Source organism: Microbacterium oleivorans (assembly GCF_001691565.1).
Taxonomy (GTDB): Bacteria; Actinomycetota; Actinomycetes; order Actinomycetales; family Microbacteriaceae; genus Microbacterium; species Microbacterium oleivorans_B.
Map to the genome: position 1 here is coordinate 214,619 of NZ_MAYO01000003.1, position 22,584 is coordinate 237,202.

Sequence of the window (22,584 nt, forward strand, 5' to 3'; positions counted from 1 at the left end):
CTCGCGGGATGGGGTCGTTCTCGTTCTCGTCGGGCAATGCGGCGCAGGTGCTGAGAATCCCGGTCCACCTGCTCGGACTTCTCGGGACGCGGGTCATCCCTCGATCGAAGGACCTGTGGGTGTTCGGCTCGGCCGCGGGGATCGGCGAAGGAGCGTGGGCGCTCTGGAAGGTCGCCGCAGCGAACGGAGAGCGCGCCGTCTGGTTGACAGGATCGGAGAAGGATGCCGCCGACGCCCGACGCGCGGGCCTCTCGTCCGCTCCGAAAGCCGGCTTCGTCGGGTTCTGGCTCACCGCCCGGGCGCGCGTGGTCGTGGTGACCCACGGCGCAGGAGACGTGAACCGCTACGGTACGGCGGGCGCGTTCCTCGTGCAGCTGTGGCACGGCATTCCCCTGAAGCGACTCGGGCTGGACTCTCCAGCGACGGCGAAAGCGCCCGTGAACGTGCCGGGCCTGGCTCGCCTTCTGCGTTACGCCTACCGGCGCACTCAGCGGCGCATACGTCTGCTGCCCGCCGCGTCCCACCTCGTCCGAGGCCGCCTCGAGTCGGCTTTCGGTCTCCGCTACGACCGGATCCCGGTCACCGGCGAACCGCGCGTGGACGTGCTGTCGGTCGGTTCGGCCGCTGAGGCGCGTGCGTCGGTCGAAGCGCTCGTCGGACCGGCCACGGGCGCTCGTCTCGTCCTCTACGCACCGACCTGGCGAGACGGGGCGCCGGACCCCGCGATCCCCAGCCCGTCGGAGTGGGCGACGATCGTCGAGTCGCTCGAGTCCGCGAACGCCGTGCTCGTGATCCGCTCGCATCCGCTGGGCGCCGGCGACTACACGCCGCCTCCGGGGACCGATCGCGTCCGGCAGATGGGAGCAGACCGCGTCGCCGATGTCACGCCGGTTCTCCCGGCGTTCGACGCTCTGATCACCGATTACTCCTCCCTCGTCTACGACACGGCGCTCATCCCGCTCCCCGTCGTCTTCTTCGCGCCGGATGAGTCCCGCTACGCCGTCGAGCGTGGCTTCTACGGGCGATATCGCGACCTCGCGGGCGAGGACGTGGCGACCTCGTGGAGTCAGGTCGTCCGCCAGCTGTCGGTCGTCCTGCTCGATGATGCCGAGCGTGCGCGGCGGATCGCGCGGGCTCGCGACCTCAGCTCCCGCGTTCACATGTACCGCGACGGCGGCAACGCCGAGCGCGTGTACCGGGCCATCCGTCGCGGGCTCGACGCGTCGCGAACGACGAAAGGCAACGAATGATCCGGTCCGCGCTGGCATCGGGTGACGTGCTCATCCTCGAGGGGCCTGGGGCCGCGCCTTCCGGCATCCGTCTCGAAGGCGCGCGAGCACGCGTCGACGGCGCTGTCGCGGAAACGGATGCCGGCTGGCGGGCGACGATACCGATGCGCGTCTCGCGATGGGGCGGCCCGCTCCTCGCGCTCCCGAGCGGCGCCTACCGCGTCGTGGTGGACGCCGGAGACGTCGCCGCCGACCTCGCGCCCTTCGCGCGGACCGTCGGCGAGGCTCTCGCAGTTGAGCTCGACGGCGGGCGTGTCGTCGTCTCGCCGCCTCTGACGGACGTGGATGCCTCCGCCGCGGGGCAGTCCGCCCTGGAGCGGGCGTACGCCCATGGGTCCTCGGAACTCGAGAACGCCGTCCTCTTCGAGAGCTTCTACGGCAGAAACGCGAGCTGCAACCCGCGCGCGATCGACGCGGAGATCGCTCGTGTCGCGCCAGGGGTGACGCGGTATTGGAGCGTGTCGGACCGCTCCGTGGACGTTCCCGGCGGCGCCGTGCCCGTGGTCGAGGGTTCTCCCGAATGGTGGCGGGTCCGGGGGGCCGCTCGCCTTCTCGTCGTCAACGACTGGCTGCGGCGGCGCTTCGTCCGTCGGCCCGGCCAGCGGGTGTTGCAGACCTGGCACGGCACGCCGCTCAAGCGTCTCGCCCTTCAGCGTCCCGGGTTCGATCCCCGGCGCGCTCTCGCCGTCGTCCGGGAGAGCAGGCGCTGGGACGTACTTCTCGCGCAGAGTCCCTACGCGGCCGGCATCCTCGAGAAGGCGTACGCATTCGGGCGGCGGCCGATCTGGGTCGAGGGCTACCCGCGCAACGACGTCCTCGTCGCCGGCGACGAGGATCGGGTCCGCCGCGAACTCGGCGTCTCGCCGGACGCGAGAGTCCTCCTCTACGCGCCGACATGGCGGGACGATCGTGAGGAGATGGTGGACTTCCTCGACCTGGAACGACTGGCAGACGACACCGGAGCGATCGTCCTCGTGCGGGGACATTCGCGCACCCTGGTTCCGGGGGCGGATGCGACCGGCTCGCGAGTCATCGACGTCACGACCTACCCGGACACCTCGGCGCTCCTGCGTGCAGCGGATGCGCTCATCACGGACTACTCGTCGGTGATGTTCGATTTCACCGTCACGGGCAAGCCGGTCTACTTCTTCGTTCCGGATCTCGATCACTACCGCGGCAAGCTGCGCGGCTTCTACTTCGATCTGGCCGTCAGAGCCCCCGGTCCGCTCACGTCGACGCAGGACGAACTGACGTCAGCGCTCACCGACACGGGCACGCCTGGCCGCTTCGCGGACCGCTACGCATCCTGGGTGTCGCGATTCAACGCCCGCGACGACGGGCGTGCCGCGGAGCGAGTGGTCGCGAGACTTCTCGATCAGGACATGATCCCGCGCGATTGATCCGCGTCAGGGCAGAGGCGTGTTCCGGTCGAGGCGGGACGTGTCGACGGTGTCGCGGGCGCCCCGGAGGACCCCGGCCAGGAACCCGGTGCCCCATGCGAGGTGCATGGTCGGGAGCACGGCGGCGAGCCATGCCCGTTGAGCCATCGCCTGTCCGGCGACCGCGCTGAATGCGAGTACGCCCACGACGTAGAGCGCGACGGGAAGGTGGAGGATCGAGAGCACCGCGGAGGCGGGACCGGCCACCAGACCGATTGCCTGCAATGCGGCCAGGAGGATGCTCGCCGTGAGGACGACGACGAGGGCGGGGGGTGCGAAGAACCGCAGGGAGTTCTGGCGACCGAACCGGCGAACGAGTTCTCCGCGCCACGTTCCCGTCGCGACGAACTGACGGGCCAGGCGGGCCCAGCTCTCTCGCGGCCAGTAGGTGACGGCGAGCTCCGGGTCGAACCACACCCGGTAACCGGCGTGCCGGATGCGGAGATTCAGCTCCCAGTCCTCGCCGCGTCGGATCGACTCGTCGAAGAGGCCGACTTCCTCGAGCACGCTCCGGCGCATGACCCCGAGGTAGGCGGACTCCGCAGGTCCCTCCGGGGCACCCCCGTGGTAGGCGCCCCCGCCCAGGCCGACCGGCGAGTTGTAGGCGACCGCGACGGCTTTCTGGAACGGGGTGCGGCCGTCCGCGCGCATGACGCCGCCCACGTTGGCGGCCCGCACGCGAGCAAGCGTGGACAGTGCGCGTCGCGTGTACCCCGGCGCGAGCTCGGAGTGCGCGTCGACGCGCACGATGGTGGGATGCCGAGCTGCGCGGATCGCGAGATTCAGCGCGACCGGGATGTCGGCGCGCGGGTTGTCGACGAGACGGATGCGGTCGTCCGCCGACGCCAGTCGTCGCGCGAGCTCGGTCGTACCGTCGGCGGACGGTCCCAGCGCGAGGATCAGCTCGGCGGGACCGTCCACGTCCTGCTGGAGGACGGTCTCGACCGCGCGCTCGAGGTACTCGCGTTCGTTGAGAACGGGCATCACGAAGGTGACACCGGCACCGGGCGCGGGAACCGGCGCGTCGACCGTCACGGTGTGCCCGTGGAGTCAGGGGAGCGCGCGGGCTCGACGCGCGGGATCAGCGCATCGAACTGCGAGAGCACTTCGGCGGTGTAGGCGTCGACGTCGAGCGACGCCGGCGCCACCTGTCCGTCGAGGAACGCCGTCATGCCGTCGGCGAGCGCACGGTCGTCGCGGTCGACGATGTGCAGGTCGTCGCCCGGCAGAGCGCCCCGCGCGGAGCCGAATGCCGTCGACACGATGGGCAGTCCCAGTTGCGCAGCTTCGATGAGGACCATCGGCTGACCCTCGTAGTCGCTGGAGAGGACGAAGCAGTCGCAGCGTCGCATGACGGACACCGGGTCGCGGAGCGGGCCCGTCAGGAAGACGCGCCCGGTCAGACCGGCATCCCGCACCTGTTGCTCGAGCTGTGCGCGTAACGGCCCGCCGCCGACGATGAAGAGCTGCGTATCGGGTGCTTCGGAAGCGAGACGGGCGAACGCGCGGATCAGCCGGGCGTGGTTCTTCTCGGTCGACAGCCGGCCTACCGAGATGAATCTCCGGATGCCGGGGGCCGAGAGCGCGGCCTCGAGGACCTGGTCGAGGCCGGCGTCGTCCTCCGGCTCGTCGCCATCTTCGTCGCGCTCGTCGACGGCTTCGGCGGAGACGAGGTCGGGGAGGTTTCGCAGGGTGACGAAGCTGTCCGCCGGCGCGTAGTCCGCGAGCTCCGCACGGTTGAGGTCCGTGAGGGCCGGGGAGACGGATACGAGCTGGTCGTACGCGCGGTACATGGCGAAGACGCGGCCCAACGAACGCCGGAAAGCCTTCTTGCCGTTGACGGTCCGATCGCGGTCGGCGGCCATCTCGTTGTGCAACCAGATCGCGCGGACCGCCCGCGGCGAATGCAGCATCAGGTGCGCCCAGAACGGGCTGTATCCGCTGAAGTCCGCGACCCAGTCGAACTTCGCAGACCCGAAGATGCGGGTCCACTCATCCCGCCACAGGGTGCGGTGCCCGAGGCGACGGTGCGCGCGGAGCGGATCGGTGCTGACATCCGCGACACGTCGCATGATCTGGCGCGCCTTCAAGCCGTTCATGCCGCCGACGCGGAAGACCTGCCGGATGTTCGGATTCAGGCGGGTCTGATTGTGGCGTGTCGTCGCGCCGCGGGGGAACGACATGAGGGCCGTCACGTCGTAGCGCTCGGTGTCGAGCGAGTTCAGCAGGTTGACGGCGGCCGTCGTGATGCCGTTGAGGCGCATCCCGCCCAGGTAGAACAGCAGTCGGGGACGGTCGTCGCGCCGCACGGGCCGGACACGGCGCCCCTCCTCTCTGCCGCGGAAGACGACGTCGATGACGCGCGAGGTCGCGTCACCGTCGTCGTAGGGGACGAATCGTTCCGCCCAGTCGGCGTAGCGCGGGTGGGCCGCGGCATCCGGTTGCAGCAGCCCGCCGAGCTCGCGTCCGAGCGCCCGCGGGTCGGTGTGCACGGGCCCGGGGAGCTCGTCGAGCGGCATGTACGTGCCACGATCGGTCGAGTAGGCGTCGCCGTCGGGGACGAGGAAGCCGATGGGACGGCCCGTGGCGAGATAGTCGAAGAAGATCGATGAGTAGTCCGTGACGAGCGCATCGGCGAGGCCCAGCAGAACGTTCGTCGCGATGATGTTCGGCACGAGGACGCGCCGGAGGGCCGGGATGCCGCTGGCCGCCCGGTGCACCACCTGATGGGTCTTGAGGAGCACGACGACGCCGTCGCCCAGTTCTCGCTGCAGGCCGGAGACCTGGTCCGCCAGGTGCGCGAGATCCGCATCGGGAGCCTGGAACGAGCTGCCCCGCCACGTCGGAGCGAACAGGACGATTCGCTTTCCCGTGAGCGACCAGCCCAGTCCGGCGGCGAGCGCAGCGACGCGCTGCTCCTTTTCGACGTCCGACATCCACTGCCGGTCGATACGCGGGTAGCCCTCTTCGATGATCGCACCGCGGTAGACGTTGCGGAGTTGATAGGCGTCCTCGTACATGGTCTCGGCCATGAAGGGGTTGGCTGCGAGGAGGTAGTCGGCGTTCAGGAGGTTGCGCAGGGTGTTGGCGGATTCGCGAGCACCGCCGGGCATATCGAAGCCCATGAGCTTCAGCGGGGTCCCATGCCAGGTGTTGAGGTAGACCTGACCGACGCGCTTACTGAACGCCGGCGGGAAGGTGGCGTTGTTGATGAGGTATCCGGCCGTGGAGACAGCGCGCCAGTAGGCACCGCTGCCGCGCGTCACGACGACGACGTTGCTGTTGCCGGCGAACTCCGCACGGAGCGCTGCGGCGGCATCCGGATCGCTGATCGCCCAGATGTGCGTCAGGTCTGCGAACTCCGGATCGGCGAGCAGTGATCGGAAGATCGCCTCGGGATTGCACAGCGCTCCGTTACCCGCGAAGGATTCGTAGACGACTGTCCGGTGCCGGATCGGCCGGGAGCGCGCCCACGCGATCTGCTCCGACGTCGGGATGCGCTTCGCGCGGCTCAGCGCCGAACGGACAGCACGGGTGACGGCGGGCGGAAGGGGCGAACGCATGTATGTGCTGTGCTCTCGTCGACGGCAGGTCAGGGCGCGACTTCTCCGGCCCGGCGGCGGGCTCGTGCCGCAACAGCTCGGTGGACGCGTCGCGCCGCCTTATGCATTCTAGCTTCGACTCCCTCGTAGAACCCCCAGGCCACGAGCAGGCTGATCGGGATGCCGAGGAGGCCGACCAGCGCCCACGCCTCGGAACCGAAGGCGAAGGCGAGAGTGGCCAGGACGGGGACGTGTACGAGGTAGAGGCTGAACGAGATCTTGCCGAGCCACTGGATCGGCCGTGTCTCGAACAGTCGGATGGCCGGCCCCCACGCGAGCGCGACGAGCACGACGCCGGCAGCACCCGGCGCGGCGAACGCCCACAGCACCTGGCTCAGATCCGTGCCGCTCGGGACGATCGGCCGCGCGAGCCAGCTGCCGATGAGCATGAGGATGCTCACGAGCGTGAACAGCGGCATGAACCACCGGGGTCGTGGACGTTCGACCCACGCCAGCAGGTCCGGCATCCGCGCCGCCATGATCGTGCCGATCACGAAGACGGGGAAGTAGAGCAGTTCGCTCTGCTCGAACAGACGCCCCGCCACGCTCAACGCGCAGCAGACGATGACCGCGGTCAGCGCGTACCGCCTCGCGAGCAGGGCGAGCGCTGTCGCAAGCGGGAGGACGATGGAGTAGAGGAGTTCCCAATGCAGCGACCAGAGAGGGTTGTTGAGCGAGTACTGACGCGGGACGAGGGATGCCTGCGCGAGGAAGGACTGCCACGTCACACTCTCGGCGTGCGTCTCGGCCATCCACGAGCCGGCGGGCATGGTCGAGCGATCGCGCGGAACCAGGAAGATCAGCAGGGCGCTGAGCCCCAGCGACGCGATCACGGGACCGTACAGTCGGACGACACGCGCGGAGAGGAAACCCATCCACGAGAAGTTCTCGCGGAACACGGGGAGAACCACGACGAGACCGGAGAGGACGAAGAAGACCAGGACGGCTTCGTTACCTGCCGTCAGGAGTTTGACCGGCGACTCCGAGATCACCGCCCAGCTCACGGTGCCTTCGAGTAGCGGACGCGCGATGAGCAGCCAGTGGTGCAGGAGAACGACGAGAGCCGCGACTCCACGGAGACCGTCGAGGCTCTGGATGCGGCCGGGCGGGTGCGTCGGGGGAGTCGTTACCACTCGTCAACGCTAATCATTGCGGCGCGGCGGACCGAACCACTTGCGCGCGCACCGTGGGGTGTGCAGACCGTCGAGGCGTCAGGTCCACGCGCCCGTCGCGGCGATGATTCCGGCGAGGATGGAGACGGCCGCGAGGACGAGGGCAACGGCGATCAGCACCGTGTGGACGACGAGGAAGCGCGTGGCGCGACCTTCCTCGTCGCGTGCGCGCGCGTCGCGGGCGACGCGCCGATAGAAGGCAGGCCAGACGAGCGCGTTGAAGACGCCGTTGAGGATGAGCAGAGTGACGAGAACCGGGACCACCCGGCCACGCTACCCCGTGACGTGAGGACCGGGCCCGGAACGACGGCGCCGCCGCGCGCGCAGGCTCAGGCGCTCTCGCGGGCTCGGCCCGGCGGCCAGCTCTGCGGGAAACGCGGGCGGGACGGGCCCGAAGGCTTTGCGGGCGCCCACGACAACGCGACGCCCCAGGATGTGGTTGCCGCTTCCGCCGACGACGGCACCGACACCGAACGGGAGGGCGCGACCGACCACCGAAACGCCACCCTGCACGGTGAACCGGCGGAGGAACGCGGATTTGAGCCGGTCGAGAAGGGGACCCACCATGGCCCGGGGAAGCGACGTGGTGACCAGCTCTCCCCAATAGGCCTGGCGGGGTTTCCCGGAGCCGCTGACCTGCCCGGCGAACTGGCTGACGAGCTCCACGCCCTCGCGTCCCACCATCAGGGTCAGAACGAGGGCTCGGGCGCGGTCGGGATCGGACAGTCGGACGCCGTGCACCTCCGCGAGGGACTGGGCGAACAGGGCGGTCGCCTCCAGGAAACCCACCGTCTCCGCACCGGCCAGCGCGAGGGTCACCGCGGTTCCGACGCCGGGCACGACCGCCGTGGCTCCCACCGCGGCGCCGCCAGTCGTCACCGTGGCGAGGTAGCGCCGTTCGAGGATCCGGCAGACATCAGCGGGAGTTGCGTCCGGATGGCGTGAGCGGATGGCGCGGAGGTGCGCGATGACCGCAGGCCGCTGTGTCGCGAGGACGCGATCGAGCACGCGGATGAGCCACGGGTGCTCCGGCGACCCCACCGGAGGCAGGCCGCCCGCCCACGCCGCATCATCCGGCAGAGAGTGGATACGGGGGACGTCGTTCGTCGCGGGGGTCACGGCGCGCCCGAAGGCGCCGTGTCGATCCTCAGACGTAGAAGTTCGCCCGGTCGAGGTCTTCCGCGAAATCCACCTCGACGGCGTAGAGGTCTGAGATGTCGAGGGGTTGCAGCTTCAGCCCGTTTTCGGCGACGGCGAGCTCGAGCCCGCGCTCGAAGTAATCCTGATTGTCGACTCGGTTGAGCTGCGCGATGAGGGCCGGCTTGTCTGCGCGGGAGATGTAGTTGATGCCTACGGCCTCGCCGAGCCCGCCGGCGACCGTCTTGGACAGCTCAGCGATGTTGCCGTGTGCGTCGACGGTGTACTTGACCTCTTCGTCGCTGACCTTCGACGTGTTCACCGTGACGAAGGACTGGTCCGCTTCGATGAGGGCGAGAGCGCGACCGAGCAGACGAGGGTCGAAGACGACGTCGCCGTTCATCCACAGGACACCCGACTTGCCGGTCGCCTTGAGGGCGCGAAGAAGGCTCTTCGAGGTGTTCGTCTGGTCGTAGCGGTCGTTGTAGACGTAATCCGCGTCGGGGAACGCCTCGACGATCGTCTCGGCGCGGTAGCCGACGACCGTGGTGATGGACGCGCTCGGCCCGAAGGCGGCGTGAATGTTGTCATGCTGCTGGCCCATGATGCTGCGGCCGTCGCTCAGCTGTGTCAGCGGCTTGGGCAGACTGCGGCCGAGCCGCGAGCCCATACCGGCTGCGAGGATGACGATCTTGGTCACGGGGTGCTCCTGACGATGTGGTCTCTGTCCGTGCATCGGAAAGACACATCCTTGTGCCAGCTAAATGGTAGCGGGGGTGCCTGACAATGACCCGTATCCGTGTATGGCGTTGCGCATTCGTGACCACCGGTGCTGCCGTACGGCGTCTCAGGAGACGGCGAGCACCCCTTGGTAGGTTTGACGAGTGACGCCTCCGAAGACACGACAGCCCCGCGGTAAGGCACGAGTGTCCGGCACCGGCACCGCTGTCCCCCCGCCGCCCCCACTGCCTGCCGATGTCGCCGCGACACGCGCCGAAGACGGTTCTGCCGGCGAGACGATGACCATTCCGGCGCTTCCGCCGAAGCCCGATCTGCCGGCATCCGTCGCCGCCGCACGCTTCGAAGATGCGGTGAGCGAACCCGGTGGCGGAGCGGAGGTCGCCGCTGAACCGGACGTCGACCCGGAACACGAACGTCAGCCGCAACCCGAGCCCGCAGCCGTGGCTGAGCCGGACCTGGAGTCCGAGCCGGAAGTCATGGTCGATGTGCAGCCCGACGTCGACCAAGAGACCGAGCGCAAGATCGGCTCGGAGTCGGCCCCGGAGCCGGAGCCGGAGATCGAGCCGGAGCCCGAACTGACGGTCGAGCCAGCCGTCGAGCCGGCGCTGAAGCCCGAACCGACGGTCGAGCCGGAGCACCAGCCTGAGATCGTCCCGGAGCGCGAGGTCGAGCCGGGCCCCGAGGTCACGCCAGAGCCCGAGCCGGCGCCCGAGATCGAGCCCGAACCGGAGCCGGCGCCCGAGCCCGAGCCCGAGCCTGACCTGGGGCTGGAGCCCGACCTGGCGCTGGAGCCCGACCCGGGGCTGGAGCCTGAACCCGAGCCGGAGGGACCCGCGCCCGCCACCGCTGTTCTGCCGACGACCGACCGGATCGAGCCGACCGAAGGCGGCACCGCGTTCGCCCTCCGGATGTCGCACGTGTCGAAGGCCTTCGGTCGCACTCTCGCTGTGGACGCCGTGGACCTCGAGATCCCGGCCGGAACCTTCTACGGCATCGTCGGACCCAACGGTGCCGGGAAGACCACGACGCTGTCGATGATCGCGGGTCTCCTGCGCCCCGACTCAGGCACCATCCAGGTCGGCGGCGTCGACCTCCGCCGCGATCCCCGCGGTGCGAAGGCGCTCATGGGGGTCCTCCCGGATCGCCTGCGCACCTTCGATCGACTCACCGGTCGACAGCTCCTCCACTACTACGGCGTCCTGCGCGGGCTCCGGCCGGCGGTCGTCACGGAGCGCACGCAGGACCTCGCTCGCGCGTTCGACCTGACCGCTGCACTTGCGCGTCCGGTGTCCGACTACTCCGCGGGCATGACCAAGAAGATCATGCTGGCCGGCGCCATGATCCACGCCCCGAGGCTGCTCGTCCTCGACGAGCCGTTCGAAGCGGTGGATCCGGTCTCGAGCGCCGTCATCCTCGACATCTTGTCGGCGTACGTCGCGCGAGGCGGCACCGTCGTCCTCTCGAGTCACGGCATGGAGCTCGTCGAGCGGGTGTGCGACGGCGTCGCGGTCATCGTCGCGGGCCAGGTGCTCGCGCAGGGCACGGTCGACGAGGTCCGTGGCGACAAGACCCTCGCGGAACGTTTCGTCCAGCTCTCCGGCGGACTCAGCGATGTGGAAGGCCTCGAGTGGTTGCACACGTACTCCGACTGAGGCTCGCCCTCCTCATCGGCGCGGTGAACGCCCGACCCGTCGTCGTGGTGCGCCGACTGGCGGCGTTCGGCGTCCTCGCGGTGGCTGTCGCGGCCGTGTGCGTCGCCTTCGTCCGGCTCGACCGCGTCCCCGATGAAGAAGCGGCGACGCTGACCGTCGTGGGAGGCGCGCTGCTGATCGCCGGCTTCCTGCTGATCCCGCTGTTCACCGGGGCCGATGACCCCCTCGACCCGCGTCGCTTCGTCACGACGGGTGCCGAGCCGCGGACCATCGCCTGGACGGTTGCGGCGGTGTCGCCGGTCGGGGTTCCCGGCCTGGTCGTGCTCTCGATCGCCGCAGCGATGGCTGTGGCGGCCACGAGCCACGGGGCCCCGGTCTGGCAGGCTGTCCTCGGAACCGCCCTGATCGTCGCCACAGCGGTGCTCGCGTCGCGGTGCGCCATGGCCGTCTCGGCGGTCGCCCTCCGAGACCGACGGTCGCCGCAGCTGACCGGGTTGATGGTCACCGCAGCCGGAGTCGTCGTGATCCCGGTCGCCGCTTTCGCGTTCTCCCTCGAGTGGTCGGGCGGACTTCCGTCCCCGCTGACCGAAGCGGCTCAGGTGCTCGCGATCACTCCCTTCGGCGCGGCGCCCGCGATAGCCGTGCGCACCGGGGGAAGCCTCATCGCCTCGCTGCTGGTCGCCGGAGGAACGATCGTCGTTCTGGGCGCCATGTGGTACCTGCTGGTCCAGCTGATGATGACTCGAACCGAGCGCCCGGTCCCGGTCCGCGAGCGTCGCGGCCTCGGGTGGTTCGCGGTCATGCCCGGGCTGCCGGGGGGAGCGATCGCGGCGCGGAGCATCGTCTACTGGTTCGGCGATGCCCGCTACCTCGCGAACGTCATCGTCGTGCCGATCGCCTCCATCCTCATCGTGACGCCGTTGCTCGTCGTGGGTGTCCCGCTGCAGACCGTGGCGCTCATTCCACCGCCGATCCTCGCCCTCTTCCTCGGCTGGCTGGTGCACAACGATCTGGCTTACGACTCGACAGGCGTGTGGCTGCACATCTCCGCGGGGGTTCGCGGTCTCGCAGACCGGATCGGCCGGCTCGTACCCATCCTCATGATCGGCATCCCGCTGCTGGCGCTCCTGATCACCGGCTCGGTCTGGGTGCACGGTCGATGGGCGGTTCTGCCCGCCCTCATCGGCGTCTGCGTCTCCCTGTTCGCCGCGGGCCTCGGCCTCGGGTCGATCTCCTCAGTCGCGTCGCCCTACGCCGTTTCCCGCCCGGGCGAGGGACCATTCGAGCAGCCCCAACGCACGGGCGGGGGCATGACGCAGGCCCTCGTGCTGTTCGGTGCCATCCTGCTGTCCGCACCGGCGCTCTGGTGGGGGTGGCTCTGCCTCAACGGGGACGAGGGTGCCGCGTGGTCGTCGTTCTGGTCCGGCATCGGGGTCGGTCTCGGCGTGATGATCGTCGGCGTGGCCGTCGGTGGAGCACTCTTCGAGCGCCGAACCGGACGCATCATGGAGTTCGCAGAAACCCTCTGACAGCCGGCCACGAAGCTCTCGGCCCCAGTACACTCGGGGGAATGAGCACGCCGATCGACAGCCCTGATCAGGGCGGCCTCGCCACACTCGACCGCGAACTCGAAGAGCTCATCCGCGAGGAGTCCATCGAGCCTGGCGACCATGAGCGGTTCTCGCACTACGTCAAGAAGGACAAGATCCTCGAGTCGGCCATCACCGGCAAGCCGGTGCGCGCGCTGTGCGGCAAGAAGTGGACCCCCGGTCGGGATCCCGAGAAGTTCCCGGTCTGCCCGACATGCAAGGAGATCTACGCCTCGCTCACCTCGTAGACGGTCGGCAGCGCGGGATCGGCGCGGCTGAGCGCCAGCGCCGCGACCGGCAGCTCCTCGCGGACCCGAAGGTGGTGCGCGCGGGCGGCGGCGACACCCTCGGGACCGAGGTGAGCGGCATCCGTCTCGCCGTGGTCGACGAGCACGGTCTGCAGTGGACGCGCGTCGGGATGAGCGGACGGGGTGTCGAGCTCCTCGAAACCGTCGGCGACGGCGATCACCTCCGCGGTTGCGACACCGTCGGCGCGACGCCGGAACGCCGCCTTGCGACCGCCGATGGACGCCTTCGACGTCGAAGCCTTCGCCACCGGAACCCAGCCGCCGTCTGAGCCCTGTCGGGCGACGAGCTTGTAGACCATTCCCGCCGTCGGGGTGCCCGATCCGGTGACGACGGAGGTTCCGACTCCGTACGCATCGACCGGGGATGCGGCCAGCGCAGCGATCGCGAACTCGTCGAGATCGCTCGTCACAGTGATCCGCGTCTCGGTTGCGCCGAGCTCGTCGAGTTGCTCACGGACGGAGGCGGCCACGGTCGGGAGGTCGCCGGAATCGAGCCGGACGCCACCGAGACCGGTACCCGCGACGCGAACGGCCGTCTCCACGCCCTGGCGGATGTCGTAGGTGTCGACGAGAAGGGTGGTCCCCGTGCCGAGGGCATCGATCTGGCTGCGGAAGGCGTCCTCCTCGGTGTCGTGCAGGAGGGTCCAGGCGTGCGCTGCGGTGCCCATGGTGGGGATTCCCCAGGAGCGTCCCGCTTCGAGGTTGCTGGTGGCGGAGAACCCCGCGATGTAGGCGGCGCGGGCCGCCGCGACGGCGGATCGCTCCGCTGCACGGCGGGATCCCATCTCTGCGAGCGGACGGTCACCGGCGGCGATGCTCATGCGCGCGGCGGCCGTCGCGACGGCCGAGTCGTGGTTGAGGATGCTGAGGGCCAGAGTCTCGAGGATCACCGCTTCAGCGAAGGTGCCCTCGATCGTCAGGAGGGGGGAGCCCGGGAAGTAGAGCTCGCCCTCCCGGTAACCGCTGATCGTGCCGCCGAACCGGTAGTCCTCGAGGTAGCGCACCGTCTCATGGCTGACGATGTCGTTGTCGCGCAGGTAGGCGAGTTCGGCCTCGTTGAAGCGGAAGTCTGCGATCTCCGAGAGGAGCCGTCCGGTTCCGGCCACGACGCCGAAGCGGCGGCCGCCCGGAAGACGCCGTCCGAACAGTTCGAAGACGCACCGACGATTCGCCGTGCCGTCGCGCAGTGCGGCATCCAGCATCGTGAGTTCGTAGCGGTCGGTCAGCAATGCCGTGGACGTGGCCATCCGGTCACTCTATCCACGCGCAGGGGAGGACCGGACCGAGACTAGGCTGGTCGATCGTGACGGACGCACCGATCGGGATCTTCGACTCCGGAGTGGGCGGGCTGACCGTGGCCCGGGCCGTCTCCCAGCTCCTGCCGCGCGAATCGATCCTCTATATCGGCGACACCGCGCACTCCCCGTATGGACCCAAGCCCATCGCCGACGTCCGCCGGTACGGACTCGAAGTGCTGGACACGCTCGTGGACCAGGGCGTCAAGATGCTCGTCATCGCGTGCAACACGGCGTCGGCCGCCCTTCTCCGCGATGCACGCGAGCGCTATGACGTGCCGGTCGTCGAGGTCATCGGCCCGGCCGTCCGCACTGCCATCTCGACCACGCGCAACGGCCGCGTCGGCGTCATCGGTACCGCCGGCACCATCGGGTCGGGCGTCTACCAGGACATGCTCGGTGTCAACGAACGCCTGAGCGTCTTCGCGCAGGCGTGCCCGCGCTTCGTCGACTTCGTCGAAGCGGGCGTGACGGACACGACGGACGTCCTCGGCGTCGCCGAGGAGTACCTCGCTCCGCTCCGCCACGCCGGCGTCGACACCGTCGTGCTCGGGTGCACGCACTATCCGTTCCTCGAGGGCGCCATCAGCTACGTCATGGGCCCCGATGTGTCGCTCGTGTCCAGCGACACGGAAACGGCGAAAGACGTCTACCGGCAGCTCGTCTCCCGCGACCTCCTCGCCGGTCCGGACGCGACCCCGACCCACGTCTACGAGGCGACCGGCGATTCCGCCGACGACTTCATCCGACTCGCCGACCGGCTGATGGGTCGCGGCGTCAGCGCCGTCCGACTCGTCCAGACCGGTGCCATCGACCTACCGAAGGAGACCCCATGACCGAGACCACCCGCGCCGACGGCCGTTCCGTCGACCAGCTGCGCCCCGTCACGATCGAACGCGGGTGGAGCGCCCATGCGGAGGGTTCCGCGCTGATCTCCTTCGGCGGCACGAAGGTCCTGTGCACGGCATCCTTCACGAACGGCGTCCCCCGGTGGTTGACCGGTAAGGGCAAGGGCTGGGTCACCGCTGAGTACGCGATGCTCCCGCGCGCGACGAACTCGCGCAACGACCGCGAATCGATCAAGGGCAAGGTCGGCGGGCGCACGCACGAGATCTCGCGGCTGATCGGACGCGCGCTGCGGGCGGTCGTCGACACGAAGGCCCTCGGCGAGAACACGATCGTCATCGACTGCGACGTCCTTCAGGCCGACGGCGGCACGCGCACCGCCGCCATCACCGGTGCCTACGTCGCCCTGGCGGATGCGATCGAGTGGGGCCGCGCGAAGGGCTTCGTCGGCAAGAACGCGAAGGCGCTCATCGACTCGGTCGCAGCGGTGTCCGTGGGCATCATCGACGGTGAGCCGATGCTCGACCTCGCCTACGTCGAAGACGTCCGCGCGGAGACCGACATGAACGTCGTCGTCACCGGTCGCGGCCTGTTCGTCGAGGTCCAGGGAACCGCCGAGGGAGCGCCCTTCGACAAGCGCGAGCTCGACGCCCTGCTCGAGCTCGGCGTGAACGGCTGCGGCGACCTCCGCGAGGCGCAGCTCGCCGCGCTGGCACGGGAGCTCGCGTGACGACGCGCCGCATCGTCCTCGCCACGCACAACGCGCACAAGGTCGAGGAGTTCGGAGCGATCGTCGCGGCGACGCGACCCGACCTCGAGGTCGTCGGCTATGACGGCCCCGAGCCGGTCGAGGACGGTGTGACGTTCGCGCAGAACGCCCTCATCAAGGCCCGAGCGGCCGCCGCCCACACCGGACTCCCGGCCATGGCGGACGACTCCGGGATCGCCGTCGATGTTCTGGGTGGGTCGCCCGGAGTCTTCTCCGCGTATTGGGCGGGGCACAAGAAGGACAGCGGCGCGAACTACGAGCTCCTGCTCGATCAGCTCGCCGACATCGCTGATCCCCACCGCACGGCGCAGTTCGTCTCGACGATCGCGCTCGTCGTCCCCGGTGACGAAGAGCACGTCGTGACCGGCGTGTGGCCGGGCCGTCTCGCGACCGCACCGACGGGGGAGAACGGGTTCGGCTACGACCCCGTGTTCCTGCCGGACGACGCAGAGGGTAGTTCTGCGGCGGAGTTGACGCCCGCCCAGAAGAACGCGTCGTCGCACCGCGCGCGGGCCTTCGAAGCTCTCGTGCCTCTGCTCGCCTCCCTCTGACGCGGCGCGGGCTCTCCTGCTGAGGCTGAGAATCGGACTCATTCCCGAGTTCGGGAATCGGGCCGGTCGGTGCGACGGCGGGTCCTACCCTCGTAGACATGCACGATCACGCACCCACCGGCATCCGGGGAGGACATCCGCGGCGACTGCTCGCGGTCTCCCTCGGAATCACCGCGACGGTGCTCGTCGTCCAGCTCGTCGGTGCCATCTTGACCGGGTCGCTGGCGCTGCTCGCCGATGCCGGCCATATGTTCACCGACAGCTCGGGGCTCGTGATCGCTCTCATAGCCGCGTCGGTCGCGGCTCGCCCGGCGGACGAGCGACAGACCTACGGATATCAACGCGCCGAGGTCTTCGGTGCGCTGCTCAACGCTGTGATCCTCATCGCTCTCGGAGCGTGGATCGCGGTCGAGGCCGTCGGCCGCCTGATCCGACCCGCGGATGCCGAGGTGCAGGGGCTGCCGATGCTCGTCGTCGCCGTCATCGGCCTCCTCGCCAACGGTGTCTCGCTCTACGTCCTGAGCGCCGCGCAGCGCACGAGCATCAATGTGCGCGGCGCGTACCTCGAGGTCCTGGGCGACCTGCTCGGGTCGGTCGTCGTGATCATCGCGGCCGGGGTGATCTGGCTGACGGGATGGATGCCGGCGGACGCCGTGGCTTCCCTCGTCATCGCCGCGCTCATCGTGCCGCGTGCCATCACCCTGTTGCGAGAAGTGTTCGCCGTGCTGGGCGAGCGGGCACCGGCGGGGACGAAGGTCACCGACATCCGCGACCACATCCTCGGCACCGAGGGCGTCGTCGACGTCCACGACGTGCACGTCTGGCAGCTCACGCGCGGCGCGCCGGTGTTCACGGCGCACGTTGTCGTCGCGACGGACTTCTTCGCGGATGACCGCGCGGGCGCGCTGCTGTCCCAGCTTCAGTCCTGTCTCGCCCGCCACTTCGACGTGGAGCACTCCACGTTCCAGCTCGAGCCGGCGGGCCACGTCGAGCACGAGGCCCACGCCTGAGGCACCGCTGATGGTGGACGTCGCCGCGCCGAAGCTGGCGTCTCGAGGCTTCGACACCACGACTGGGTTCTACGTGTCAATCGGTTTCGAGGCGGTCTAACGCTGAAGACTGGCTGATACTGCGCCGGCAGCAGCTGCAGCTGGAGGTCTTCCCCGATTCGGACCTCGACCCGGGCGCGAACACGGTCATGTGCTGTCTTCGCGTGGACGACCTCGGCGCCTGGTACCGGCGGATCGCCGACTCCGGTGCGCCCGGGGGCGCGACCGGCATCCCCCGGCGGCATCCGCCGAAGATCGAGGCTGGGGCGGTCGCGTCGTGTATCTCGTGGATCCTGACGGCACTCAGCTCACTCTCGTTCAGAACCGGTGGCGGTAGGGCTTCTCTTTCCTTTCCAGGGCGCTGCTAGTGTCGGATTGTCGCTTTCGGTTTTCGGGGCGAATGACATCCGGGGGGAATAATGAATAAAATCGCGCGATTTGCTGCGGCCACTGCGGTCGCATTGGCGATGGTCTCGCTCTCAGCGCTGCCGGCCAACGCTGCAGGTCTCAAGATCACGTACATCAAGAACAAGGTTGACGTCGGCGTCAGCCTCACATTTCCGGGGATCACACCTGCTCTTCCAGACGATGCGCGGATGACGATCGCCGGAAAGTTCTCGGAGCACAAGGCGAATAGCGTAAGGCTGAAGAGCTTCATCTTCTGTTATCAAGAAGGTCCCGCGAAAAAGATCACCGTCCATCCCATGGCGGGCAATATCGCCTCCGAGATTTGGGAGCCCAACGGGTGGGTGGATCTCCAGCGCGGCCAGTGCAAGACCTGGTATCCGAACAAGGTTTACAAGAAGAAGAGCAACGGTGAAGTTGTGAGGATCACGGCATTCATCGACGGCTCCAAATCGGTCATTGCTGGCTTCTACCGATAGCGCGAGGTGACGGCTGGGCCCGGCGGAATCGATCCGGATCCGCTGGCTCAGTCTTCGGCGTTCACGTCCGCGGGAGTCTTGTCGGGGCGGAGCCCCCGCCAGCGGGCGTGACGCAGGGTGCCGTTCGGTGTCGCTTCGGCGTACTCCACCTCGCCGACGAGCTCGGGTCTGACCCACAGCGCGTCGGACGCCTCGGCACGCCCGATGTCGACGAAGGGGTTCTCAGCGGTGCGGAGCGGTGCGAGCTCGGCATCCAGTCGTGCGAGCGTCGCCTCGCTGAACCCCGACCCGACGCGACCGATGTAGCGCAGACCGCCCTCTGTCGGCAGGCCCATGAGCAGCGATCCGATCTCTCCGGTGCGCCCGCCTCTGCCGGGACGGATGCCGCCGATCACCACTTCCTGCATCAGGGTCAGCTTCACCTTGAGCCACTGCTCGCTGCGGACGCCACGACGGTAGACCGAGGCGGGATCCTTCACGACGACGCCCTCGAGTCCGAGCTGCTGCGCCGTTGCAAGGGCGTCGTCGACGTCACTCGCGACGGGAGGCACGACGATGGGATCGATCGCGCCCCCGGCCACACCCTCCAGCAACTCGCGCCGCTGCGAGAGGGGCAGGGATGCGGCATCCGTCCCGTCGATCTCCAGGACGTCGAACAGCAGGAATTGCGCGGGGATCCGCGCCGACTCGCGGTCGATGTCGGCGGCCTTCGTGAGGTGCATCCGGTGCTGGAGCAACGAGAAGCTCGGCCGGTTGCGATCGTCGAGCGCGACGATCTCCCCGTCCACGACGCAGGGGGCGGCGCCGAACCCGGGATCGCCGCCGGTCAGTTCGGGATACCGGGCGGTGATGTCGGCGCCGCTGCGGGCGCGGAGCCTGAGATGTTCGCCGTTCCAGACGCCGAGGGCTCGGACGCCGTCCCACTTGAACTCGACCCAGGGACCCCAGCGGGTGGCCGCATGCCTGGCCAGGGCCGCATTCGAGGACGTCGCGAGCATCGGCGCCGGTATCGGTGCCGATGCAGGGGAGGGCGGAGCGGGCGCCGGCGGGGGAGCCGCGGCATCCTTCTTCATCCGGTGCAGCAACCACTGCGACTTCTCGCCGTCGCCGCTCGTCCGGATGAGGGCGAGCTTCACGGTCCCGAGCGGCCCTTCGCCGTGCCCTGTCGCGGTGAAGATGACCTCGTCGTCTCGCCACTTCTCGAGGTCGAAGGTGCCGCTGTCCCAGATCGACATGGTGCCGGCGCCGTACTCGCCGGCGGGGATGTCCCCGGCGAAATCCAGGTACTCCATCGGGTGGGGCTCGGTCATCACGGCCAGGTGGTTCGTCGAGGGTGACTCCGGGATGCCGCGCGGCACGGCCCAGCTGACGAGCACGCCGTCGCGCTCGAGTCGCAGGTCGTAGTGGAGCCGTCTCGCGTGGTGTTCCTGGATGACGAACCGAGAGGATGCCGGACGAGCGGAGCCGGCGGGGGAGTCCGGCACGGGCTCCGGGGTCTTCGCCGCGGTGCGCTTCGCGATGTAGGACGTCAGCGGTCCCGTGCTCCGGGGGGCGAGCGGTGCGATCAGGTCGCCGTCGGCGGCGACTCGGTCGAGGACCTCGTCGTAATGCAGGTGACGCAGACCCGGATCGTCGAGCTCGTCCCAGGTGCGCGGCGCGGCGACCGTGGGCCGCGCGCGTCCGCGAAGCGAGTAGGGCGCGATGGTCGTCTTCTTGCCGTTGTTCTGGCTCCAGTCGAGGAAGACCTTCCCCGGTCGCGCCGCTTTGGACATCTGACTCACGACGAGGTCGGGGTGATCCGCTTCGAGCGCTCGCGCGAGTTCCTTTGCGAAGGCGCTGATCTCGTCGCTCGCGCGGCTGCCGTCGAGCGGGGCGTACAGATGGATGCCCTTGCTGCCGCTCGTGACGGGGAGGGGGTCCATGCCCAGGTCGACCAGGATCTCCCGAGACCATCGGGCGACTTCGGCGCACTCGGCGAGTCCGACGCCGGGGCCCGGATCGAGATCGAGCACGAGACGATCGGGATTCCGCCTCGCGCCGTCAGCGTCGAAGCGCCACTGCGGCACGTGCAGTTCGATCGACGCGACCTGTGCGAGGTAGACGAGGGTCGGGACTCCGTCGACGAGGGGGTAATCCTTCGCGCCGGTCGAGTGCTCGATGGGTCTCCGGGCCACCCACGACGGTGCGCCCGCCTCGAGGTGCTTCGCGAAGAAGGAACCCTCCGCCGTGCCGTCCGGCCAGCGGATCCGGGTGACCGGTCGCGCATCGAGGTGGGGGAGGATGGCGGGGGCGATACGCGTCAGGTAGTCGATGACCTCGCCCTTGGTGGTGCCCGTTTCGGGGTACATCACCTTGTCGAGGTTCGTCAGCCGCAGCCGGCGTCCGTCGACGACGACCTCCTGCGGCGCGGCTGGCATGGGGCCAGATTAGTGCGCAACCCCCATTGGTCGCCGCGCCGACGGGGTGTGTACTGAGGGCATGAGATCGATCTGGAAAGGCGCATTGACCTTCGGACTCGTCAACGTGCCGGTCAAGGTGTACTCGGCGACGGAGGATCACGACGTGTCGCTGCACCAGGTGCATGCGACCGACGGAGGCCGCATCCGCTACCAGCGCATCTGCGAGATCGACGGTGAGGTCGTGCCGTACTCCGACATCGACAAGGCCTACGACGACGGCGAGCGCACCGTCGTCCTCACCTCGGACGACTTCGCCGCGCTGCCGAGTGAGCGCAGCCGTGAGATCGAGGTCGTCGAGTTCGTCCCCACCGAGCAGATCGACCTCCTCACCCTCGACAAGGCCTACTACCTCGAACCCGATTCGAAGAGCCCGAAGGCGTACGTCCTCCTGCGCCAGACGCTCGAGCAGACCGACCGCACCGCGATCGTGCGTTTCGCGCTCCGGCAGAAGACGCGACTGGCGGCGCTCCGCGTGCGCGGCGACGTGCTCGTTCTGCAGACTCTCCTCTGGGCGGACGAGGTTCGCGAGGCATCGTTCCCCGTGCTGGATGAGCCGGTGAAGATCTCCAGCAAGGAGCTCGAGCTCTCGGCATCCCTCGTCGACAGCTTCTCGGGCGACTTCGACCCGGGCGAGTTCACCGACGAGTACCAGAAGGAACTGCGCACCCTCATCGACGCGAAGCTCGAGAAGGGCGACGCGTTCGACACCGCCGAGACCTTCGGCGAGAAGGCGGATGCCGAAGGGGGCGAAGTCATCGACCTGATGGCGGCACTGCGGGCGAGCGTCGAGAAGAGCCGCGCGGCGCGGTCGGGTTCCGGTTCGTCGGGGCAGACCAAGGACGACGCCGAGAAGAAGTCGGTGCCGGCCAAGAAGCCTGCGAAGAGGGAACCTGCGAAGAAAGAACCGGCGAAGAAAGAACCGGCGAAGACCCCCGCGAAGAAGAAGGCGTCCTGATCAGAGCCGCGGAGCGTCCCCGCGCTCCTCGGCCGGGTCGTCGAACGCCTCAGGCTCGAGGACGAGCTCCTGCGCCTCGGCCGCGTCCGTCGTCCCATCCGGGCCGGCGGACATCTCGCGCTTGACCTTGCGCTTCTCGGCGAAGTAATGCCAGACGATGAAGACGATGGTGCCCGCGACCGCGATGAGCAGGATGACGTCGATGTACTCGGCGACGAACTCTCCGACGCCGGGGATGAGGCTCACCAGGTAGCCGATGACGGTGAGACCGAAGCCCCAGATGACGGCGCCGATGAGGTTGTACAGCGAGTATTTGTGCCAGGCCATCTTGCCGACGCCGGCGGCGACCGGGGCGAAGGTGCGCACGATGGGGACGAATCGCGCGAGGATGACCGTCACACCGCCGTACCGCTCGAAGAACGCATTCGTCCGTTCGACGTTACTCCGACTGAAGAGGCCCGATTCCTTGCGTTCGAAGACCGCTGGACCGCCTTTGCGGCCGATCAGGTACCCGACCTCTCCACCGAGGAACGCGGCGAGCCCGATCAGGAGTCCGACGATCCAGACATTGACACCGAAGACGCCGTTCGGAGCGTGCGTGACGGGGTTGGAGAGGAGCCCCGCCATGATCAGGAGCGTGTCGCCGGGGAGCAGGAACCCGACGAGCAGGCCGGTCTCGGCGAAGATGATGAAGCAGACCACGACGAGCGCCCAGGGGCCGGCAGCGTTGATGATGGTCTCGGGATCCAGCCAGGGGATCAAGGCGAAGGGGTGCACGGAGGTCCTTCAGGTCGCGACGGCGGGCCGGCCGGCGGTATGGGCGCAAGGTGTGAGACACGACGGTGCC

The 22,584-nt window shown here is 68.9% G+C and carries 20 protein-coding genes; 11 read left to right on the plus strand and 9 right to left on the minus strand.

Going from position 1 to position 22,584, the window contains the following annotated elements; genetic code table 11:
* Positions 1-8 precede the first annotated feature (8 nt).
* Both BBA86_RS03710 and BBA86_RS03715 read left to right on the plus strand, forming a co-directional pair.
* Positions 9-1,250: a CDP-glycerol glycerophosphotransferase family protein gene (locus BBA86_RS03710; RefSeq protein ID WP_065570349.1), complete on the plus strand. Its 1,242-nt coding sequence runs from the start codon at positions 9-11 to the stop codon at positions 1,248-1,250.
* The gene (locus tag BBA86_RS03715) at positions 1,247-2,689 is read left to right on the plus strand and encodes a CDP-glycerol glycerophosphotransferase family protein (RefSeq protein WP_065570350.1); all 1,443 of its coding nucleotides are present in this window, start codon (positions 1,247-1,249) and stop codon (positions 2,687-2,689) included. The genes BBA86_RS03710 and BBA86_RS03715 overlap by 4 nt, the downstream gene beginning before the upstream one ends.
* Positions 2,690-2,695: 6 nt before the next feature.
* Here BBA86_RS03715 and BBA86_RS03720 read toward each other — a convergent pair whose 3' ends face one another.
* From BBA86_RS03720 to BBA86_RS03745, 6 genes are all read right to left on the minus strand, one after another.
* Entirely contained in the window at positions 2,696-3,763 is a 1,068-nt protein-coding gene (locus tag BBA86_RS03720; protein ID WP_065570351.1) for a glycosyltransferase family 2 protein, read from the minus strand.
* Positions 3,760-6,291 (minus strand): glycosyltransferase, encoded by a 2,532-nt coding sequence (locus tag BBA86_RS03725; protein ID WP_065570352.1) that lies wholly within the window; start codon positions 6,289-6,291, stop codon positions 3,760-3,762. Before BBA86_RS03725 ends, BBA86_RS03720 begins: the two co-directional genes overlap by 4 nt.
* Positions 6,292-6,320: 29 nt before the next feature.
* Positions 6,321-7,463 carry an acyltransferase family protein gene (locus tag BBA86_RS03730; RefSeq protein ID WP_065570353.1) on the minus strand — a complete coding sequence of 381 codons (1,143 nt, stop codon included), beginning with the start codon at positions 7,461-7,463 and terminating at the stop codon, positions 6,321-6,323.
* A gap of 78 nt (positions 7,464-7,541) precedes the next feature.
* On the minus strand, positions 7,542-7,766 hold the full coding sequence (locus BBA86_RS03735; protein ID WP_065570354.1) for an SCO4848 family membrane protein: 225 nt from the start codon (positions 7,764-7,766) through the stop codon (positions 7,542-7,544).
* Positions 7,767-7,775: 9 nt separating this feature from the next.
* Complete coding sequence (locus BBA86_RS03740) at positions 7,776-8,621, minus strand: hypothetical protein (protein WP_065570355.1); 846 nt, start codon at positions 8,619-8,621, stop codon at positions 7,776-7,778.
* Positions 8,622-8,649: 28 nt separating this feature from the next.
* The gene (locus BBA86_RS03745) at positions 8,650-9,339 is read right to left on the minus strand and encodes an NTP transferase domain-containing protein (RefSeq protein ID WP_223247018.1); all 690 of its coding nucleotides are present in this window, start codon (positions 9,337-9,339) and stop codon (positions 8,650-8,652) included.
* 319 nt (positions 9,340-9,658) lie between these two features.
* On the opposite strand from BBA86_RS03745, the gene BBA86_RS03750 reads away from it, so the two are divergent.
* The 3 genes from BBA86_RS03750 to BBA86_RS03760 are packed head-to-tail and all read left to right on the plus strand — an operon-like array spanning position 9,659 to position 12,869.
* A complete protein-coding gene (locus BBA86_RS03750; protein WP_189318415.1) occupies positions 9,659-11,032 on the plus strand; it encodes an ABC transporter ATP-binding protein in 1,374 nt (457 codons plus the stop codon).
* Positions 11,008-12,561 carry a hypothetical protein gene (locus tag BBA86_RS03755; protein WP_065570358.1) on the plus strand — a complete coding sequence of 518 codons (1,554 nt, stop codon included), beginning with the start codon at positions 11,008-11,010 and terminating at the stop codon, positions 12,559-12,561. Before BBA86_RS03750 ends, BBA86_RS03755 begins: the two co-directional genes overlap by 25 nt.
* Positions 12,562-12,602: 41 nt before the next feature.
* Positions 12,603-12,869: a DUF3039 domain-containing protein gene (locus BBA86_RS03760; RefSeq protein ID WP_064001855.1), complete on the plus strand. Its 267-nt coding sequence runs from the start codon at positions 12,603-12,605 to the stop codon at positions 12,867-12,869.
* Here the strand turns inward: BBA86_RS03760 and BBA86_RS03765 are convergent.
* Entirely contained in the window at positions 12,848-14,176 is a 1,329-nt protein-coding gene (locus tag BBA86_RS03765; RefSeq protein ID WP_065570359.1) for a nicotinate phosphoribosyltransferase, read from the minus strand. The genes BBA86_RS03760 and BBA86_RS03765 overlap by 22 nt on opposite strands.
* 56 nt (positions 14,177-14,232) lie before the next feature.
* On the opposite strand from BBA86_RS03765, the gene murI reads away from it, so the two are divergent.
* From murI to BBA86_RS14395, 5 genes are all read left to right on the plus strand, one after another.
* Positions 14,233-15,060, plus strand: coding sequence for a glutamate racemase (gene murI / locus BBA86_RS03770; RefSeq protein WP_065570360.1), 828 nt, complete (start codon positions 14,233-14,235; stop codon positions 15,058-15,060).
* On the plus strand, positions 15,057-15,800 hold the full coding sequence (gene rph, locus BBA86_RS03775) for a ribonuclease PH (RefSeq protein WP_065570361.1): 744 nt from the start codon (positions 15,057-15,059) through the stop codon (positions 15,798-15,800). Before murI ends, rph begins: the two co-directional genes overlap by 4 nt.
* Positions 15,797-16,390, plus strand: a complete 594-nt coding sequence (rdgB, locus tag BBA86_RS03780; protein ID WP_065570362.1) for an RdgB/HAM1 family non-canonical purine NTP pyrophosphatase — start codon at positions 15,797-15,799, stop codon at positions 16,388-16,390. Before rph ends, rdgB begins: the two co-directional genes overlap by 4 nt.
* A gap of 98 nt (positions 16,391-16,488) precedes the next feature.
* Positions 16,489-17,400 carry a cation diffusion facilitator family transporter gene (locus BBA86_RS03785; RefSeq protein WP_065570363.1) on the plus strand — a complete coding sequence of 304 codons (912 nt, stop codon included), beginning with the start codon at positions 16,489-16,491 and terminating at the stop codon, positions 17,398-17,400.
* A gap of 458 nt (positions 17,401-17,858) precedes the next feature.
* Positions 17,859-18,323: a hypothetical protein gene (locus tag BBA86_RS14395; protein ID WP_141677833.1), complete on the plus strand. Its 465-nt coding sequence runs from the start codon at positions 17,859-17,861 to the stop codon at positions 18,321-18,323.
* A 47-nt stretch (positions 18,324-18,370) separates the two neighbouring features.
* Here BBA86_RS14395 and BBA86_RS03800 read toward each other — a convergent pair whose 3' ends face one another.
* Positions 18,371-20,740, minus strand: coding sequence for an ATP-dependent DNA ligase (locus BBA86_RS03800; protein WP_065570365.1), 2,370 nt, complete (start codon positions 20,738-20,740; stop codon positions 18,371-18,373).
* Between the two features lie 61 nt (positions 20,741-20,801).
* Here BBA86_RS03800 and BBA86_RS03805 point away from each other — a divergent pair, with 61 nt between their 5' ends.
* On the plus strand, positions 20,802-21,737 hold the full coding sequence (locus BBA86_RS03805) for a Ku protein (protein WP_065570366.1): 936 nt from the start codon (positions 20,802-20,804) through the stop codon (positions 21,735-21,737).
* On the opposite strand, the gene BBA86_RS03810 is transcribed toward BBA86_RS03805, so the two are convergent.
* Positions 21,738-22,514 (minus strand): DedA family protein, encoded by a 777-nt coding sequence (locus tag BBA86_RS03810; RefSeq protein ID WP_065570367.1) that lies wholly within the window; start codon positions 22,512-22,514, stop codon positions 21,738-21,740.
* Positions 22,515-22,584 lie beyond the last annotated feature (70 nt).

What these genes read in the sequence shown, in the direction of transcription:
- BBA86_RS03800 (WP_065570365.1), bottom strand. Translation starts at nt 20,740, where the DNA reads ATGCCAGCCGCGCCGCAGGAGGTCGTCGTCGACGGACGCCGGCTGCGG.
- BBA86_RS03715 (WP_065570350.1), top strand. Translation starts at nt 1,247, where the DNA reads ATGATCCGGTCCGCGCTGGCATCGGGTGACGTGCTCATCCTCGAGGGG.
- rph (WP_065570361.1), top strand. Translation starts at nt 15,057, where the DNA reads ATGACCGAGACCACCCGCGCCGACGGCCGTTCCGTCGACCAGCTGCGC.
- BBA86_RS03750 (WP_189318415.1), top strand. Translation starts at nt 9,659, where the DNA reads ATGACCATTCCGGCGCTTCCGCCGAAGCCCGATCTGCCGGCATCCGTC.
- BBA86_RS03710 (WP_065570349.1), top strand. Translation starts at nt 9, where the DNA reads ATGGGGTCGTTCTCGTTCTCGTCGGGCAATGCGGCGCAGGTGCTGAGA.
- BBA86_RS03725 (WP_065570352.1), bottom strand. Translation starts at nt 6,291, where the DNA reads ATGCGTTCGCCCCTTCCGCCCGCCGTCACCCGTGCTGTCCGTTCGGCG.
- BBA86_RS03785 (WP_065570363.1), top strand. Translation starts at nt 16,489, where the DNA reads ATGCACGATCACGCACCCACCGGCATCCGGGGAGGACATCCGCGGCGA.
- BBA86_RS03760 (WP_064001855.1), top strand. Translation starts at nt 12,603, where the DNA reads ATGAGCACGCCGATCGACAGCCCTGATCAGGGCGGCCTCGCCACACTC.
- BBA86_RS03805 (WP_065570366.1), top strand. Translation starts at nt 20,802, where the DNA reads ATGAGATCGATCTGGAAAGGCGCATTGACCTTCGGACTCGTCAACGTG.
- BBA86_RS03765 (WP_065570359.1), bottom strand. Translation starts at nt 14,176, where the DNA reads ATGGCCACGTCCACGGCATTGCTGACCGACCGCTACGAACTCACGATG.
- BBA86_RS14395 (WP_141677833.1), top strand. Translation starts at nt 17,859, where the DNA reads ATGAATAAAATCGCGCGATTTGCTGCGGCCACTGCGGTCGCATTGGCG.